17 protein-coding genes and 1 pseudogene are annotated in these 16,423 nt (G+C 68.4%); 15 read left to right on the top strand and 3 right to left on the bottom strand.

Going from position 1 to position 16,423, the window contains the following annotated elements; translation table 11 throughout:
• From HR086_RS34045 to HR086_RS34025, 5 genes and pseudogenes are all read left to right on the top strand, one after another.
• Positions 1-371: pseudogene (locus HR086_RS34045) on the top strand (serine/threonine protein kinase); the annotation flags it as partial.
• 2 nt (positions 372-373) lie between these two features.
• Positions 374-1,039: a response regulator transcription factor gene (locus tag HR086_RS34040; RefSeq protein WP_174455477.1), complete on the top strand. Its 666-nt coding sequence runs from the start codon at positions 374-376 to the stop codon at positions 1,037-1,039.
• A 26-nt stretch (positions 1,040-1,065) separates the two neighbouring features.
• Positions 1,066-2,382: a pitrilysin family protein gene (locus HR086_RS34035; protein WP_141646480.1), complete on the top strand. Its 1,317-nt coding sequence runs from the start codon at positions 1,066-1,068 to the stop codon at positions 2,380-2,382.
• Positions 2,383-2,390: 8 nt separating this feature from the next.
• Positions 2,391-3,833: a pitrilysin family protein gene (locus tag HR086_RS34030; RefSeq protein WP_174467718.1), complete on the top strand. Its 1,443-nt coding sequence runs from the start codon at positions 2,391-2,393 to the stop codon at positions 3,831-3,833.
• Entirely contained in the window at positions 3,830-4,528 is a 699-nt protein-coding gene (locus tag HR086_RS34025) for an RluA family pseudouridine synthase (protein ID WP_174455479.1), read from the top strand. Before HR086_RS34030 ends, HR086_RS34025 begins: the two co-directional genes overlap by 4 nt.
• Before the next feature lie 9 nt (positions 4,529-4,537).
• Here HR086_RS34025 and HR086_RS34020 read toward each other — a convergent pair whose 3' ends face one another.
• The 3 genes from HR086_RS34020 to HR086_RS34010 are packed head-to-tail and all read right to left on the bottom strand — an operon-like array spanning position 4,538 to position 7,281.
• Positions 4,538-5,308, bottom strand: coding sequence for a hypothetical protein (locus HR086_RS34020; RefSeq protein ID WP_174467717.1), 771 nt, complete (start codon positions 5,306-5,308; stop codon positions 4,538-4,540).
• Positions 5,305-6,699: a hypothetical protein gene (locus tag HR086_RS34015; protein ID WP_217442056.1), complete on the bottom strand. Its 1,395-nt coding sequence runs from the start codon at positions 6,697-6,699 to the stop codon at positions 5,305-5,307. The genes HR086_RS34020 and HR086_RS34015 overlap by 4 nt, the downstream gene beginning before the upstream one ends.
• Positions 6,700-6,723: 24 nt before the next feature.
• On the bottom strand, positions 6,724-7,281 hold the full coding sequence (locus tag HR086_RS34010; RefSeq protein WP_141646475.1) for a hypothetical protein: 558 nt from the start codon (positions 7,279-7,281) through the stop codon (positions 6,724-6,726).
• Positions 7,282-7,479: 198 nt separating this feature from the next.
• On the opposite strand from HR086_RS34010, the gene HR086_RS34005 reads away from it, so the two are divergent.
• The 10 genes from HR086_RS34005 to HR086_RS33960 form a co-directional block, all read left to right on the top strand.
• Entirely contained in the window at positions 7,480-8,295 is an 816-nt protein-coding gene (locus HR086_RS34005; protein ID WP_141646474.1) for an ABC transporter permease, read from the top strand.
• A 53-nt stretch (positions 8,296-8,348) separates the two neighbouring features.
• Positions 8,349-9,086 carry an ABC transporter ATP-binding protein gene (locus tag HR086_RS34000; RefSeq protein ID WP_141646485.1) on the top strand — a complete coding sequence of 246 codons (738 nt, stop codon included), beginning with the start codon at positions 8,349-8,351 and terminating at the stop codon, positions 9,084-9,086.
• A gap of 100 nt (positions 9,087-9,186) precedes the next feature.
• On the top strand, positions 9,187-10,716 hold the full coding sequence (locus HR086_RS33995) for an MlaD family protein (protein WP_174455481.1): 1,530 nt from the start codon (positions 9,187-9,189) through the stop codon (positions 10,714-10,716).
• 115 nt (positions 10,717-10,831) lie between these two features.
• Positions 10,832-11,758, top strand: coding sequence for a PfkB family carbohydrate kinase (locus HR086_RS33990; protein ID WP_141646472.1), 927 nt, complete (start codon positions 10,832-10,834; stop codon positions 11,756-11,758).
• A gap of 102 nt (positions 11,759-11,860) precedes the next feature.
• Positions 11,861-12,214 (top strand): TIGR02266 family protein, encoded by a 354-nt coding sequence (locus HR086_RS33985; RefSeq protein WP_141646471.1) that lies wholly within the window; start codon positions 11,861-11,863, stop codon positions 12,212-12,214.
• A 26-nt stretch (positions 12,215-12,240) separates the two neighbouring features.
• The gene (locus tag HR086_RS33980; protein ID WP_141646470.1) at positions 12,241-12,972 is read left to right on the top strand and encodes a metallophosphoesterase; all 732 of its coding nucleotides are present in this window, start codon (positions 12,241-12,243) and stop codon (positions 12,970-12,972) included.
• 55 nt (positions 12,973-13,027) lie between these two features.
• The gene (locus HR086_RS33975; protein WP_141646469.1) at positions 13,028-13,744 is read left to right on the top strand and encodes a hypothetical protein; all 717 of its coding nucleotides are present in this window, start codon (positions 13,028-13,030) and stop codon (positions 13,742-13,744) included.
• Between the two features lie 13 nt (positions 13,745-13,757).
• Positions 13,758-14,600: an archaetidylserine decarboxylase gene (asd, locus tag HR086_RS33970; RefSeq protein WP_141646468.1), complete on the top strand. Its 843-nt coding sequence runs from the start codon at positions 13,758-13,760 to the stop codon at positions 14,598-14,600.
• Between the two features lie 26 nt (positions 14,601-14,626).
• On the top strand, positions 14,627-15,895 hold the full coding sequence (hisS, locus tag HR086_RS33965) for a histidine--tRNA ligase (protein WP_217442057.1): 1,269 nt from the start codon (positions 14,627-14,629) through the stop codon (positions 15,893-15,895).
• A 206-nt stretch (positions 15,896-16,101) separates the two neighbouring features.
• On the top strand, positions 16,102-16,423 hold a 322-nt coding region (locus HR086_RS33960; RefSeq protein WP_174467715.1), incomplete at its 3' end, for a S24/S26 family peptidase.

Raw genomic sequence — 16,423 nt, 5'->3', positions numbered from 1 at the left:
GGGATGCCCCCGTGCTTCCTCCCGACCCGACGCCGATTCCCCGGCCCGCGCCGCCCCCGAAGGCCGCCGCCGTCCGCGCGCCCGAGCCCCGGGAGGAAGTGGAGGAGCAGGTCGTCGCGCTGAACAAGCCACCCGTCAGGGTGCGCGGCTTCCTCTCCATCGAGACGAACATCCCCGCGAAGGTGTTCCTCGACGGAGACCTCATCAGCCGCTCGACGCCCGTGAGGCGCTACCCCGTGCGTGTCGGCTCGTACGAGGTCATGATGATCGCCCTGTCGACCGGTGAGATGAAGAAGATGTCGGTCCGCATATTGAAGGGCAAAGAGAATCAAGTAACCGTGTTGAACTTCAGCGTGCCCCCCCGACGGTGACCATGGACCGCACTCGCATCTTCGTCGTCGAGGACCAGCCGCAGCTGCTCAAGAACCTGCTCAAGGTGCTGAGCACGTTCGAGGAGCTGGAGGTCGTGGGCAGCAGTCAGGAGGGCGAGGCCGCGGTGGAGGACATCGTCCGCGTCCGGCCGCAGCTCGTGCTGCTGGACCTGGAGCTGCCCGGCATCAACGGCATCCAGGTGACGCAGAAGGTGAAGCGTCAGGCGCCGGAGGTGGAGATCCTCATCCTCACCTCGTTCGACGACGAGCAGAAGGTCTACGAGGCCATCCAGGCCGGTGCGTCCGGCTACCTGGTGAAGCGCGTGGGCCCGGAGAAGATTCGCGCCGGCATCCACGAGGTGATGGCGGGCGGCACCGTCCTGGAAGCCATCATCGCCCGTCGCTTCTGGAACTACTTCCAGTCCATCCAGGGCAAGCCCGCCACCCCGGAGAAGAAGGCGGACAACCCCTGGAAGCTGACGCCCACGGAGTTCGAGGTGCTGGGCTACGTGGCCAAGGGCCTGTCCAACGCGGAGGTGGGGCACGTGATGACGCTGGAGCGCCGCACCGTCCGCACGCACCTGTCACATATCTACCGGAAGATGGGCGTCAACTCTCATGTGGAGGCCGTGGTGTTGGCCCTGCGTGAAGGTGTCGTGGACCTGTAGCCTCGCCCTGTATACGTTGGGGGCCTATGCGCAAGGCTTCCACGAAGTCCGCTCCCGCCCGCGCCGCGGACCCCGCCCTCCAGTCCCTGTTCGACGTGCACGAGGCCACGCTGCCCAATGGCCTCCAGGTCCGCCTGCTGGCCAACCACCTGGCCCCCGTCGTCAGCCTCTACACCTTCTTCAACGTGGGCAGCCGCAATGAGCGCCCCGGCATCACCGGCATCAGCCACCTGTTCGAGCACATGATGTTCAACGGGGCCAAGAAGTACGGCCCCAAGATGTTCGACAAGACGCTGGAGTCCAACGGCGGCAGCTCCAACGCGTACACGTCCCACGATGCGACGGTGTACTACGACGACTTCTCCTCCGACGCGCTGGAGACGGTGCTGGATTTGGAGTCGGACCGGATGCGCTCGCTGCGCATCTCCCAGGACATGCTCACCAGCGAGCGCGAGGTGGTGAAGGAAGAGCGCAGCGTCCGCATGGACAACGACATCGGCGGGATGATGGGCGAGGAGCTGGATTCGCTCATCTACAAGGCGCACGCGTATCGCTGGCCGGTGATTGGCTGGTTGGCGGATATCGAAGCCATCAGTCGCGAAGACTGCCAGGCGTTCTTCCGCACCTACTACGCCCCCAACAACGCGATGCTCTACATCGCGGGCGACATCGACCCGAAGAAGACGATGGCCCTGGTGCGCCGCTACTACGGCGACATTCCCCGAGGCCCCGCGCCGCTGCCCGTCATCAACGCGGAGCCCGAGCAGCGCGGTGAGCGCCGCGCCACCGTGCGCCACCCCGCGCAGTCCCCGGCGGTGATGATTGGCTACCGAGGGCCCGCCGCGCGCAACGAGGAGACCCTGGCCCTGGACGTGGCGCAGTACGTGCTCACGAAGGGGGAGGGGAGCCGGCTGGTGCGCTCCATGGTGTACGAGCAGAAGGTGGTGGTGGGCGTGGGGCTCGACTGGAGCTGGCGCATCGACCCCGGCACCATCCTCTTCTTCCTGGAGCTGAAGCCCGGCGCGGACCCGCAGAAGGCCGAGGCGTCGCTGTACGCGGAGCTGGAGAAGCTGGCGCGCGACGGCATCACCGAACGCGAGCTCCAGAAGGCGCTCAACAACCTGCGCTCGGACCACCTGCGCGAGCTGGGCACCAACAATGGCCGTGCCCACGCGATGGGCAACTACGAGGCGCTGCTGGGCGACTGGCGCCACGTCCTCACGCTGCCTTCCGCCTATGCCGCCGTGACGAGCGAGCAGGTGAAGGCCGCCGCCGCGAAATACCTCCTCCCCGAGCGCCGCTCCGTCGTGACGCTGGTGCCCGCGCCTTCTGAAGAAAGCTGATTGCCTCCATGGCCTCCCGCAAGAGCCGAACCCCGAAGTCCGCCCCCCGCGGCGCCGCGAAGAAGAAGACGCCGGCCCGGGCGACGAAGTCCGCACCTCGCAAGGCCGCGCCCGTGAAGAGCTCGGCCAGTCGCGCCCTGGTGTTCCCCACGCTGCACGAGAGCACCACGTCCAGCGGGCTGCGCGTGGTCGCCGCCGAGCGCGGCCCCTTGCCCATGGTCTCCATGCGGCTGGTGATTCGCGCCGGCAGCTCCACCGACCCCGCGGGCAAGCATGGCATCGCGGACTTCGCGGCCCGGTTGCTGCGCCGGGGCACCCGCCGCCTGAACGCGGAGGCCATCGACGAGGCCGTGGAGTTCGTCGGCGCGAGCCTGGGCGTGGGCGTGGGCGAGGACACGCTGTCCGTCGCCATCACCACCCCGGCCGAGCACTTCGCGCAGATGCTGGGCATCATGGGCCAGCTCGTGCAGGAGCCCAGCTTCCCCGAGTCGGAGGTCGTGGACGCGCGCGACAGGGCGCTGGCCCAGTTCGCCAATGACCTGGACGAGCCGTCTGTCATCGCCGACCGCGCCATGGTCCAGGCCCTGTGGGGGAATCATCCCTATGGGCACGACGTGAGCGGCTCGGTGAAGACGGTGAGCACCTTCACGCGTGAAGACGCGGTGCGCTTCCACCAGGAGCGCATGGGGCCGAAGATCGCCATGCTCGTGGTGGTGGGCTCGGTGGACCCCAAGCGCGTGGCCGCGGCGGCCGAGGAGTCCTTCGCCGGTTGGACGGGCGGACCCGACGCGCCCATGGTCATCCCGCCGCTGACCAAGGTGGCGAAGGCCGGCAAGGTCATCGTGGTGGACAAGCCGGACCAGACGCAGTCGCAGGTGCGCATGGGCGGCCCGGGCTACCGCATGGGCCACGAGGACTACTTCCCGGCCACGTCGATGAACGTGGCCCTGGGCGGCGGCTTCACCTCGCGCCTGATGAACGAGGTCCGAGTCAACCGGGGCCTCACGTACGGCATCGGCTGCTGGTTCGACGCGATGAACGCGGCGGGCATCTTCGCCCTTTCGACGTTCACCAAGACGGAGTCGACGCGGGAGATCATCGACGTGTCGCTGGCGGAGATCGCCAAGATGCGCGACTCCGGAATCAAACCGGGCGAACTGCGCGACGCGCAGGCGTACATGGGCGGCCTCTACCCGCTGCGCACGGAGACGAACGAGTCCATCGCCAGCAGCATCGCCGACATGCGCCTGCACGGGCTGGGGGACGACTGGGTGATGAACTTCCGCGACAGGCTGCGCGCGGTGACGCCGAAGCAGGTGGCCGTGGTGGCGAAGAAGTACTGCTTCGCGGAGCCGCCCACCATCGTCGTGCTGGGCAAGGCCGATGCGGTGAAGAAGCAGCTGCGCGGACTGGGGCCAACCTCCGTGGTGCAGGCTTCGGAGTACGAGTGACCGAGGTTCGCATCCTCTTCGAAGGAGGAGGACTGCTGGTGGTGGACAAGCCGCCCGGGGTGCCTGTCATCCCCGGGCGTGATGGCGGTCCATCCCTGCGCGATGCGCTGGAGGCACAGCGGGGCCAGAAGATCTTCGTGGTGCACCGGTTGGATCGCGACACCTCCGGTGCGCTCGTCTTCGCGCTCGACGCCCAGGTGCACCGCTCGCTCTCCGTGGCCTTCGAGGCGGGCAAGGTGCGCAAGCGCTACGTCGCGCTGGTGGAAGGGCGAATCGATGCGCCGAGCCTCGTGGACGCGCCGCTGGTCGCCGCGCGCAAGGGCCGCATGCGCGTGGCCCGTCCGGGAGAAGCGGAGGCGAAGCCCTCGCGCACGCGCGTGAGACCGGTGGAGAGCTTCGACCGCGCCACGCTGGTGGAAGCCGAACCCCTCACCGGACGCACGCACCAGATTCGCGTGCACCTGCTCTCGCTGGGGCACCCGCTGCTGCTGGACCACCAGTACGGCCGCGACACGCCCTGGCTGGAGAAGGAGCTGGGAGGGCAGGGGGAAGCCGTGGCGCTCGCGCGCACTCCCCTGCACGCGGCGCGGGTGGAGTGGCCCGCGCTACCCGGAGTGGAGGCTCGGGCGGTGGAGGCTCCGCTGCCTCCGGACATGGCGCGCGTTCGCGAGCTGCTGCGCCTCACGCTGGCCTGACGCGGCGGACTACTTCACCTTGAAGCTGTTGGAGTTGCCCTCGACTCCGAAGCGGTCCGTCACCGTCAGCGTCACGTTGTCGCCCTGGACGTCCAGGGTGATGGACTGCGTGCAGACCCCCGCGACGAACTGATCCAGCGACGTGGGGCTGACGCCCCCGTTGGACTTGTTCACGGTGAGGTCCAGCTTGTCCTCGAACTCCGCCGCGCGCGGGCCCAGGGCTCGGACCGTGATGACGAAGGGCTGGCCCCGGGTCTGCTCCTGCACCGGCTCGAACTCGAAGCCGGTGATGTCCCCTGGCTGCATCGGCGTTCCCGGAGTCGGCCCACCATCCTGCTCCAGGCCTCCATCCGCGACGAAGATGCCTCCGTCGGGGACCTCCTCCACACCGCCGTCCTCGTCTGTGCCGTCCCCGTCGAGCAGGGTGAAGCCTCGTTCACGGCGGGCCTCCCGACCGTCTGCGAGGACGACGCGGACATCGTGCTCTCCCGGGGGCAGCAGCTCCGGCACATCCGCCGAGAGCGTGCCACTCTCGTCGATGTCGTGCAGGGGCGCTTCCACGGAGCCGAACCACAGCCGCGTCCCGGTCCCCGCGCGCGCCTCCTGGCGGGAGTAGTCCACGCGGATGGGGAACACCGCGTCCAGCGTCACGCGGATGGTGCCGGGATAGCCGACCTGCGCCTCTCTCGGACTCACCGCGATGATGGTCGGAGCCGGGAGCACCGCGCTCGAGCCGCAAGCCGCCAACAGCAGCGCGAGGAGCACGGTGACGCGAGTCATGGCTCGAACCTCATCCCCAGCAGCGCGGCCACACCGCCGAGCTGCGCGTCCAGCAGGGGCGTGCTCGCTGGTGCCCACGCGCCACGAAACTCTCCCAGCGCGCTCCAGCGCCCGAACCGGTACGCGCCCTGGACGGCCAGGAACCCCATGCCGGAAAGCTTGCTCTCTTTCACTTCCGCCTGGAAGTCGCTGCGGAGTCGATGACGGAAAGGCGCCAGTCCACCTCCTGCTCGGCCGTACAGGGTGAACGCGGCGAACTGGAGCACCTCCGCGCGCACCGACGCGAGGACGGGCACCGCCAGCACCTGGGAACGCACCGCGCCAAGCGTGCCCACCGTCCCGTTGAACGTGGCGCCCCGCATGCCCACCTCCAGCTCCGCCGCGAACCGTCCGTTCCACCACGGCGCGGTGAGCGACACACCCAGCGCGCCGAAAGGGCCCGTGTTGTCTCCGCTGGCGAACGAGCCCCCCGCCAGTACCTGCAGCGCCGGACGCCATGTGCCCTGAGCTTCCTCCGCGAGGGGAGACACGGGCACGAGGTCCTTCCGCGAGGGCACGCGTCTCACGTCGGCCCGGGTCCGAGCCACTTCCGCCCCCGGCGATTGCACGCTCACCGTGACGGAGGAGGCCTCGGGCGCTGGCACCACACGGAAGCGCGCGACGTTGGCTCCTCCCCGCACGGGCTCATACCGGGCGCCCTCGACGGACAGCTCCAGCGCAGCCAAGTTGAGTGGTCCCCCACCCGCGACGAACAACCAGCCTCCCTCGGCGGGGAGGGGAGAGGGCGTGAGCACCGCGACGCGTGGGCTCGCGCGGGGCGCATCCAGGGGCGTGGCCGCATCGGTGCGCAGCTCACCTCGAGTGGCGAGCACGCGCGCGGACACGACACCGGGAGGCACCTCCACGGGGACCCGGGCCTTGCCTCGGGCATCCGCCTGGATGGGGCCGAAGCGCTTGTCGCCGAGCAACACCTCGACGGTGGCGCCAGGCGCGGTGGCCACGTCGAGCGTCGTCTGTCCGAGCAACCCGAGCCGGAACAGCGTCACCCGGGGAGGGCCGTCACCGGCCTCGACCCAGAACGCGAACACCGCCACCAGGGGGTGCCGCACGGGAGGGGGCGTCCAACGGAAGGTGCGCCGGGCACCGCCGTCCAGTCGCTCCTCCGCGAACCGCCCCGACGACGCCGCGGCCCGCACCGGCCCCGCGCCTGGAGGAACGCGGACCTCCAATGCGACGGCCAGGTCCCGCCCCAGGACGACCCGAGCGGGAGCGGCGCGCACCTCCAGGCCGGAGTCCGGAGGAGCCGCCGCCAGGGCCGCCGAAGCGGCCAGGGCCAGCACGAGGAACGGCAGGAAGGGCGGCGAGCGGGTGCGCACGAGCGTGCCGCCCAACTTCGCCCTCCCGCCTCGCCTCGGTCAATCCCCGGTTGCGGGGGATTCCTCGACGGGCGCTTCCGCCGGGACTTCTTCAGCGGCGACCTGCGGCTTGTCCGCGGGGCCGGTCGCCTGCCGGACGGGCGGGCTGAAGGCGGGCTTCTCCGAGGGCGCGCCGCCGCGGCCATGCACCAGCGTCTTGGTGTCGGTGCGGAAGGTGAGGTCCACCTTGTCGCCCCGCACCGCCGTCACCAGTCCCACGCCGAACGTCGGGTGCTGGATGACCTGATCCACGCTGTACGTGTCCTTCGGGCTGTAGCGGGGCGCGTTGGCGACGTCCCTTCCAGCCAGCTGCTCCTCGAAGGAGATGATGATCTTCTCCGCCCTGGTCAGGCCACCCGAGGCCCGGCTCGCGCGCGGGGTGGGAGCAGGGCGGTCCGTCGTGCCCGGGGCGCCTCGGTAGGCGTGGTCCCCGTTGCAGGTGTTACAGCGCACCCGAGCGATCTTCGTTCCCACTATCGCCAGGATGGTGTGCGCGAGGGTGAGCTTGCAGCGGGTGCAGTATGCGTCCACCTCGCCGCCGACCTTATGAGTTGCCATGTTCGTCTGAGTTCTCGGCCCGGTGCGCCTCGCGGGCACCGGGCTTGGAAAGAAAGGGGCGCGGAACATAAACGCATCGCTCCGAAGTGAGGTAGTCCCTTCGTCGCCCGCCCGCCTGGTGGTATCGCTCCCAGGCCTGGGAGGGAACACTTCGCTTGTGCCCCCCGTCGTGGCACGTAAGAGTAGGCGCCTGACCGCATGACCACGCAGACCCCCAGCAAGCCGGCCCGCGAGCCAGGGATTTTCACCCAGACGGTGGCCGGCTTCGGCAAGGGCCTCATCGACGTCGTCAGCACCATTGGCGGCGTCGTGACGCTGGCCATCGACGTGGCCCGCTGGAGCGTCCGGCGCCCCTTCCGCCTCCACAACCTGTTCGCCCAGCTGGACTTCGTGGGGGTGGGCTCCATCTTCATCGTCGGACTGACGGGGTTGTTCACCGGCATGGTGTTCGCCCTCCAGACGTCCGAGGCCTTCGCGCTCTTCGACGCGGAGAGCCTCGTCGGCCCCACGGTGGCGCTGACGCTGACGCGCGAACTGGCGGCGGTGTTCTCCGCGCTGATGGTCACCATGCGCGCCGGCTCCGCCATGTGCACGGAGCTGGGCACCATGCGCGTCACCGAGCAGGTGGACGCGCTGGAGACCATGGCCGTCAACCCGGTGCAGTACCTGCTGGTGCCCCGAATCCTGGCGGGCCTGTTCATGGTCCCCATGCTGACCATCCTGTTCAGCACCGCGGGCATGACGGGTGCCTACTTCGTCGCGGTGGGAGGCCTGGGAATCTCCCCGGGCACCTTCCTGACGCGCACCCAGCAGTGGCTGGAGCCGGTGGACATCTACGAGGGCGTCATCAAGGGGGCCGTGTTCGGCGTCTCCGTGGCGCTCATCTGTTGCTACAAGGGCTTCAACGCGTCGGGCGGCGCCAAGGGCGTGGGCCAGGCGACGACCGAGGCGATGGTGGCCAGCGCCCTGTCCATCTTCATCCTCGATTTCCTCGTGGGCATCGTGATGCACTGATGGCTGCCTCCGGTCCTCCGTCCGAAGACAACGCAGGCATGTCCACGAAGCCGATGATCGAGATCGTGGACCTGCACAAGACGTTCGGTGAGAACAAGGTCCTCACCGGCATCAACCTCAGCGTGCCCGCGGGCAGCACGTGCGTCATCCTCGGCGGCTCCGGCTCCGGGAAGACGGTGCTGATGAAGCACATGATTGGCCTGCTCCGCCCCGACAGCGGCCAGGTCATCATCGACGGCGAGGACATCATCCCCATGGGGGTGCAAAGCCTCCAGCGCGTCCGAAACAAGTTCGGCATGGTGTTCCAGGCCGCGGCCCTCTTCGACTCCATGACGGTGTTCGAGAACGTCGCCTTCCCCTTGCGCGAGCACACCCACCTGTCCGAGGACGAGCTGTACGCCAAGGTCCGCTCCAAGCTGGACTTGATGGGGCTCAAACGGGAGGTGGAGTCGAAGTTCCCGTCGGACCTGTCGGGCGGCATGCGCAAGCGCGTGGGCCTGGCGCGCGCCGTCGTGTTGGACCCGAAGATCGTCCTCTACGACGAGCCGACCACGGGGTTGGACCCCATCACCACGGACTACGTGGATGAGATGATCCTGGCGGCGCAGAAGGGGCTGGGCGTGACGAGCGTGGTCATCAGTCACGACATCTCCTCGGCGTTCAACGTGGGGGACCAGATCGCGTTCCTCTCCAAGGGCGTCATCGTGGCGCACGGCCCTCCGGAGCAGCTGCGCGAGTCCCAGCACCCGGCGGTGAAGGTGTTCCTGGAGACGTGGTTCGGGAAGAACTGAGGGCAGGGGCCCCGGGAGGCTCCGCTTTCAGGAAAATGTGGCACTCCAGATGCAAAACGTTAGAGTCGCGCCCGGCCGGTAGCCCTCGGAGTCACATCAGGTGAAGAAGCTCGTTACGCCCTTCCGTGTTGGCCTGCTGGTCATCGCCGCGGGGGCCTTTTTCGTCACCTTCGTGCTGTTCGCACGCGAAGGCGGCCTGAGCGACAGCGACTCCACGCGCGTGTGGGCCTATTTCCGGGACGCGTCTGGCCTCGCGGTGCGCGGCCGGGTGCAGATCGCCGGCATCCGGGTGGGAGAGATTGACGACATCATCCTGGAGGGCACGCGGGCGCGCGTCGTCCTGAAGATCCGCGAAGACGTGGACCTGCGCGAGGACGCGGTCGTCACCAAGCGCTCGGAGTCGCTCCTGGGCGACTACCTGCTGGACTTGAATCCCGGCACGGAGAACGCCCCCAAGCTGGAGAACGGCGGGCAGATCCGCCGGGTCATCGACACGCAGGGCATGGAGGCCATCTTCGAGTCGCTGTCGCAGATCACCTCCGACATCCAGCAGGTGACGGGCGCGCTGCGCGAGGTGCTGGGCGGAGAGCGCGGCGCCGGCTCGCTCCAGCGCATCGTCGAGAACCTCGTCCGTCTGTCGGACTCGGTGGACGCGACGGTGCGCCGCAACGCGGACCGGCTGGACGTCATCCTCGCGAACTTCGAGGGGGTGTCGACCGACGTGCGGACCATCACCCAGAACAACCAGGCCGACGTCGGCCGCATCGTCGACAACATCGAGTTCATCACCCGCGACGTGCGCGAGGTGCTCGCCAGCGTCAAGAACATCGTCGGGAGCGGGGAGGGTGACTTCAAGGAGAGCGTCGCCAGCCTGAAGCAGACGCTGACCAAGCTGGACAGCACGCTGGGCAACCTGGAGGAGATCACCCGTAAGGTGAAGGACGGGGAGGGCGCCGCGGGCGTGCTGCTCACCGACGAGAGCGTGGGCCGCGAGGTCCGCGAGACGGTGCAGGACGTGGCCCGCTTCGCCGCCAAGCTCACCGACCTCCAGACGGAGGTCGGCATCCAGAGCAGCTACCTGGCCGCCCAGGGCCGCTCCAAGAACGTCTTCTCCGTGCGGCTCATCCCCAAGCCGGACAAGTACTACCTGCTGGAGCTGGTGGACGACCCGCGCGGCACCGTGACGACGGAGACCGTGCAGACCAATCCGCCGTCCGAGGGCGACCCCGTCATCCAGACCCGCAAGGTGACGAAGGAGAGCCTGAGGTTCAGCGCGCAGTTCGCCAAGCGCTGGTACTTCACCACCCTGCGCGTGGGCCTCATCGAGTCCACCGGCGGCGTGGGCGCGGACCTGCACCTGTTCGACGACGCCCTCACGCTGAAGATGGACGCCTTCAACTTCGCGGCGGACGAGCTGCGTTATCCCCGGCTGCGCGCCACGCTGCGGGCTCAAGCGTTCGACCACCTGTTCGTCGTCGCGGGCATGGACGACATGCTCAACGCCCAGCAGCGGGACACGGCGACGCAGCGCCTCATCGCCGGCCGCGATTTCTTCGTGGGCGGCGGCCTGTTCTTCACCGATGACGACCTGAAGGCCATCCTCACGGCCACGGGCATCCCCACCCCCTGATCGGGGTTTTCACGGCTGCGCGGCTTGACGCCAGCCGTGAAACCGCGTACCCGGCACGGGCACGGGGTTCCTGGCAGGGCACCGTGCCCCCCTCTGTATTTCCAGGAAGCTCGCAATGTCCCTCCTTGTCGTCGGCTCCGTCGCATTGGACTCGGTGGAAACCCCCTTCGGACAGAAGGAGGACGTCCTCGGCGGGTCCGCCACCTACTTCTCCACGTCGGCGTCGTTCTTCACTCCCGCGCGCATCGTCGCCGTGGTGGGCGAGGACTTCCCTGAAGCTCACGTGAGCTTCCTCAAGGGGCGAGGCATCGACCTGGAGGGCCTCACCCGCGTGCCCGGCCGCACCTTCCGCTGGAAGGGCCGCTATGGCTACGAGCTGAACGAGGCGAAGACACTGGACACCCAGCTCAACGTCTTCCAGACCTTCTCGCCCGAGCTGCCCGCGGCCTACCGCGACACGCCCTACGTCTTCCTGGGCAACATCCACCCGGAGCTGCAGGCGCGCGTGGTGGATCAGGTGCGCTCGCCCAAGCTGGTGGCCGCCGACACGATGAACTTCTGGATCCAGGGCAGCCGCGAGGCCCTGCTCAAGACGCTCCAGCGCGTCAACCTGCTCTTCGTCAACGACGCGGAGGCGCGCCAGCTGGCCGGTGAGCACAACGTCGTGAAGGCCGCGCGCGCCATCCTCGGCATGGGGCCGCAGCGCGTCGTCATCAAGCGCGGCGAGTACGGCGCGCTCCTCTTCGAGAAGGACCACGTCTTCGCCTGCCCGGCCTTCCCGCTGGCGGAGGTCTTCGACCCCACCGGCGCCGGTGACACCTTCGCGGGTGGCTTCATGGGCGCGCTGGCCACGGCGACGTCGGACATCGACTCGACGGTGCTGCGCCGGGCCATGGTGATGGGCAGCGTCATGGCCTCCTTCACCGTGGAGAAGTTCAGCCTGGAGCGCCTGCGCGAGGTGACGCATCCGGAGATTCGCGCTCGTTTCGCGGAATTCAGGAAGCTGACCCATTTCGACGACCTGGGCCCGCTGGAGCGTTGAGCGCCTGGAGGGTGAGGTGGGGTCCCAGCTCACCCACGAACTTGACGGTGGATTCAGGCCGTCTCTAGGCTTCCATCCTTTGGTGCTCGGGAAGGAAGAGGGTTGAGCGATAACCGAAAGTCCGCACGGGTACCCACCTTGCTGCGCTGCTGGTGCGAGGGAGACAACGTCACCCTGTATGCCCGCATCACGAACCTGAGCGAGGGAGGTCTGTTTCTCCGGACGAGCACTCCGCTGGCGCGAGGTGCGCGAGCGGTCCTCCGGCTGACGCCCGCGGAGGATCCCGAAGTACAGGCGGCGGCCACGGTGGTATGGCTGAGGGAAGAGGAGGACCGGGCCTACCCGCCGGGGATGGGGCTCCAGTTCGAATCGCTGGATGCGGAAACCTTGGGGCGGCTCCGGCGGATTATCTCGCAGCAGCAGAAGAACCCCGTGAAGGCGGTCTGGGCCGGCTGAACGCGGCGCCACCGACCGAGGCATCCATGCGCATCGCCGTCATCTCCGACATCCACTCCAACATCGAAGCGCTCACCGAGGTGCTCCGGGTCTCCGAGCATCAGAAGGTCGACCGCATCGTGTCCCTGGGGGACATCGTCGGTTACGGCGCGTCTCCCAACCCGTGCTGCGAGCTGGTTCGCTCGGTGGCGGAAGTCACGCTGCTGGGCAACCACGACGCCGCGGTGGCGGGGCGGATGGACTACTCGTACTACTACGACGCCGCCCGGCACGCGCTGGACTGGTCCGCCAACGTCCTCACGGACGAGAACATGGCGTGGCTGCGCAGCCTTCCGTACACGTACCGCATCGGCGAGGTGGGCTTCTGCCACGGCTCGCCCATCGACCCGAAGGCGTACGAGTACATCTTCGCGCTGGAGCAGGCGCGGGAGCTGACGCCCTACGTGGAGGAGCTGCCGGAGGTGACGTTCATCGGCCACAGCCACCTGTGCCGGGCGTTCGCCATCGGCAATGGCGAGGTGAACGACGTGGTGGCCCAGAAGTTCGGCATCCGCAAGGGCTACAAGTACATCATCTCCGTGGGCAGCGTGGGCCAGCCGCGCGACTACGACAACCGTGCCTGCTTCGTCATCTGCGACACGGATGCGCGCACGGTGGAGTACGTCCGGGTGGAGTACGACATCGAGACGTCCGCCCAGAAGATCTTCGACGCCGACCTGGCGCTCAACTTCGGCAAGCGCCTGTTCCTCGGCGTTTGACGCGGCGCTTTCTGAAAACTGGGCACGGCGGGGGGAAATGAAATAAACCGGGTGCGTGCGCCCCCAGGTCCTCCGAGCATCCCTCCGGCCCTTCGCGGCCCTTGTTTCCGCCCTCCTGCTGGTGTTGTCGGCCTGCCGTCGCGAGCCACCACCGCCGTCCGCTGAGTACGAGCAGGCCACCCGCCAGTTCCGCGAGCTGTACGCGCAGAAGCTGGATGACGCCTATCTGGACCCGCAGATGGGGTCCATCGAGGCGAAGCTCCAACGCGTGCCCCAGGACAGCCTGGATGCGCCCTCCGCGCAGGAGCTGCTCCAGCGCATCCAGAAGAACCGGGCGCGCATGCAGGAGGCCCTCGTCGCGAGGCAGAAGGCCGTGGCCAGCGCCCACGAGGTCGTCCCGAACGCGCCCTCCACCACGCTGGCACCGCCGCCGCCTCCTCCTCCCGCCGAGGCCGTGGACGCCGGTCCTCCAGACGCCGGCCCGGTGAACGGCCCCCAGACTGGCACCCCGGCGAACGAGCTGGTCGCCGGCTTCCGTGGCTGCTTCAAGCGTGGCACCCCCATCAACGTGGAGGGGCGCGGCATCCGGGACGCGTGGGAGCTGACTGACAGCACGGCCTGCCGCCTGGAGTACCCCGGACATCCCGACACGGTGCTGATCGTCGAAGAAGGCCGGGTGTTGATGTTGTTGCCCAAGAGCTCCGTGCGGACGGTGACGCGGACGCTGGATGCCGGGACGGAGCCCCCCGCGGGGACCGACGCCGGCCGTTAGTCAAAGACGCCCCATGAACGAACAGACCTTCATGAAGTTGATGCGCGTGTTGCCCAAGTCCGCCCTGTCGACGGCGGTGGGCATGGCCACGCGAGTGCCCATTCCCGCGCCCGTCCACCAGGCGGCCATGCGGGCGTTCGCCAAGTCCTACAACGTGGACATGGCGGAGGCCGAGCACCCCATCGAGCACTACCCCACGTTCGCGCAGTTCTTCACGCGCGCCCTCAAGCCGGGCCTGCGCCCCATCGACCCGGACGAGAAGGCCGTGGTGTCCCCGGTGGACGGCCGCGTGTCGCAGGTGGGCTATTCCGAGCACGGCCGGTGCCTGCAGGCCAAGGGCATCGAGTACACGGTGGACGAGCTGCTGGGTGACGCGGAGGCGGCGAAGCCCTTCCACGGTGGAGCCTGGACGACCATCTACCTGTCGCCGCGCGACTACCACCGCATCCACTCGCCGCTGGCGGGCACCATCACCGGCTATGCGTACATCCCCGGTGAGTTCTGGCCGGTGAATCCGGCGTCGGTGAAGAACAAGCAGTCCCTGTTCTGCGTCAACGAGCGGCTGGTGACCTACCTCCAGACGGCGGCGGGGCAGTGCGCCGTGGTGAAGGTGGGCGCCACCTGTGTGTCGCGCATCAAGGCGTCCTACGAGGACATCACCACGCACACGGGCCAGCCGGGCAAGGTGCACCGGTATCAAGAGGGCTACAAGGTGGAGAAGGCCGGCGAGCTGGGTCGGTTCGAGATGGGCTCCACCGTCATCCTGTTGTTCGAGCCCGGCCGCGTGAAGTGGGAAGCGAGCCTCCAGGAAGAGGCGGTGCTTCGGCTGGGGCAGCGCATTGGAGTCATCCCGTGAGTCAGACGCTCAGCGCCGTCAAGGGTATGAACGACCTGCTGCCAGGCGAGATTGAGATCTGGCAGCACGTGGAGGGCCTGGCGCGAGAGCTGTTCGGTCGCTTCGGTTATGGGGAGATCCGCACGCCCATGCTGGAGGACACGGCGCTGTTCGTGCGCAGCGTGGGTGAGGAGACGGACATCGTCGGCAAGGAGATGTACACCTTCACCGACAAGAACGACCGCAGCCTGTCCCTGAGACCCGAGGGCACGGCCCCGGCGGCGCGCGCGTACATCGAGCACTCCATCTTGAACAAGGAGCCGCTGACGCGCTGGTTCTACACGGGGCCGATGTTCCGGTACGAGCGGATGAAGACGGGCCGCTACCGGCAGTTCTATCAAATCGGCGCGGAGGCCTACGGTTCGAAGGAGGCCGCCCAGGACGTCGAGGTGATGGACATGGTGGCCCAGTTCCTCCAGAAGCTGGGGCTCCAGGACATCACGCTCAACCTCAACTCGCTGGGCGACGAGACGTGCCGGCCCGCGTATCACGCGAAGCTGGTGGAGTACCTGCAGGCCCACCGCGAGGAGCTGTGCTCCGACTGTCACCGGCGCATGGAGAAGAACCCGCTGCGGGTGCTCGACTGCAAGAACCCGACGTGTCAGGCGGTGGCCGCCAAGGGCCCCAACGTGCTCGAGTTCCTGTGCGAGCCGTGCCGCGCGCACTTCGATGACGTGCAGCGCAAGCTGACGGCGCTGGACATCAAGTTCGTCGTCAATCCGCGCATGGTTCGCGGCCTGGACTACTACACGCGCACCGTCTTCGAGTTCATCGCCTCGCACCCCGCGCTGGGCACCGCCAGCACGGTGGGCGCCGGTGGCCGCTACGACAAGCTGGTGAAGAGCCTGGGGGGGCCGGACGTGCCCGCCGTCGGCTTCGCGTGCGGCCTGGACCGCCTGGTACTCCTGCTCAAGGAGAGCCAGCAGAAGTTCGGCGCGACGCCAGACCTGTTCATCGCGGTGGCGGATGCGGGCTCGCATGACGCGGCCTTCACCCTGGCGAGCCGGCTGCGGCGCGAGGGCCTTCGCGTGGACTTCGACACGCGCGGCGGCACTCTCAGGAGCCAGATGAAGCGCTCGGACAAGAGCGGGGCGCGCTTCACGCTCGTGCTCGGGGAGTTGGAGCGCACCAGCGGGCAGGCGAAGCTCAAGCCGATGGCCGGAGGGGAGCCCACCCCCGTGGCCCTGGACGACATCGCGCGGACGGTGCGGGCCCACTCGGTCGCCCCCCGGGCGGACGCCTCCAGCGCCTCCTGAGTTTGTAGTCGAGGGAATTCAGGACTCCCCGTGATTCAGTCCAGCCCGGAGGGGTCTCGTAACCTCCGGGAAATTCAAGGGGAATCCAAAGGGACTCATTCGCGCCGCCCTGGCCGGTGGAGTAGACTGGCTCGGAAATGTCGGGTGAGTCCCCCACCTCCGCTTCGCCTTCGGCCTTTCGCTGGATTCCCGTACGGGGAGACAGCATGTGGCCATCGTTGCGGGCAGGGGACTTCGCCGGTGTGGAGCCGTTGTCTGGCGAAGCTCGGCCGGGTGAGGTGGTGCTGGCGCGGTTCGACGACGCGCTCGTCCTGCATCGGGTCCGCGCGGCGGGGAAGGGCGTGCTGTCGCTGCGCGGGGACAATGCGCCGGCGGAGGACCCTCCGATTCCCGCATCGCGCATCCTCGGGCGCGTGACGTGTGTCCGGCGAGGCGCGGTGGAGCTGGGCGCGGAGTGGGACCGGGGGCCGTCGCGGCTCGGTCGGGTGCGCGCGGTGGTGCGGGGCAGGGTGGCGCGGTGGCTGGGAC

This window comes from Myxococcus sp. CA039A (assembly GCF_013336645.1).
GTDB classification, from domain to species: domain Bacteria; phylum Myxococcota; class Myxococcia; order Myxococcales; family Myxococcaceae; genus Myxococcus; species Myxococcus llanfairpwllgwyngyllgogerychwyrndrobwllllantysiliogogogochensis.
This window is presented reverse-complemented; position numbering and strand designations above follow the sequence as displayed.

Bases quoted from the DNA above. Each gene is read 5' to 3' on its own strand.
- HR086_RS34040 (WP_174455477.1), top strand. From the start codon at position 374: ATGGACCGCACTCGCATCTTCGTCGTCGAGGACCAGCCGCAGCTGCTC.
- HR086_RS34035 (WP_141646480.1), top strand. From the start codon at position 1,066: ATGCGCAAGGCTTCCACGAAGTCCGCTCCCGCCCGCGCCGCGGACCCC.
- HR086_RS34030 (WP_174467718.1), top strand. From the start codon at position 2,391: ATGGCCTCCCGCAAGAGCCGAACCCCGAAGTCCGCCCCCCGCGGCGCC.
- HR086_RS34020 (WP_174467717.1), bottom strand. From the start codon at position 5,308: ATGACTCGCGTCACCGTGCTCCTCGCGCTGCTGTTGGCGGCTTGCGGC.
- HR086_RS34010 (WP_141646475.1), bottom strand. From the start codon at position 7,281: ATGGCAACTCATAAGGTCGGCGGCGAGGTGGACGCATACTGCACCCGC.
- HR086_RS34005 (WP_141646474.1), top strand. From the start codon at position 7,480: ATGACCACGCAGACCCCCAGCAAGCCGGCCCGCGAGCCAGGGATTTTC.
- HR086_RS34000 (WP_141646485.1), top strand. From the start codon at position 8,349: ATGATCGAGATCGTGGACCTGCACAAGACGTTCGGTGAGAACAAGGTC.
- HR086_RS33990 (WP_141646472.1), top strand. From the start codon at position 10,832: ATGTCCCTCCTTGTCGTCGGCTCCGTCGCATTGGACTCGGTGGAAACC.
- HR086_RS33980 (WP_141646470.1), top strand. From the start codon at position 12,241: ATGCGCATCGCCGTCATCTCCGACATCCACTCCAACATCGAAGCGCTC.
- asd (WP_141646468.1), top strand. From the start codon at position 13,758: ATGAACGAACAGACCTTCATGAAGTTGATGCGCGTGTTGCCCAAGTCC.
- hisS (WP_217442057.1), top strand. From the start codon at position 14,627: ATGAACGACCTGCTGCCAGGCGAGATTGAGATCTGGCAGCACGTGGAG.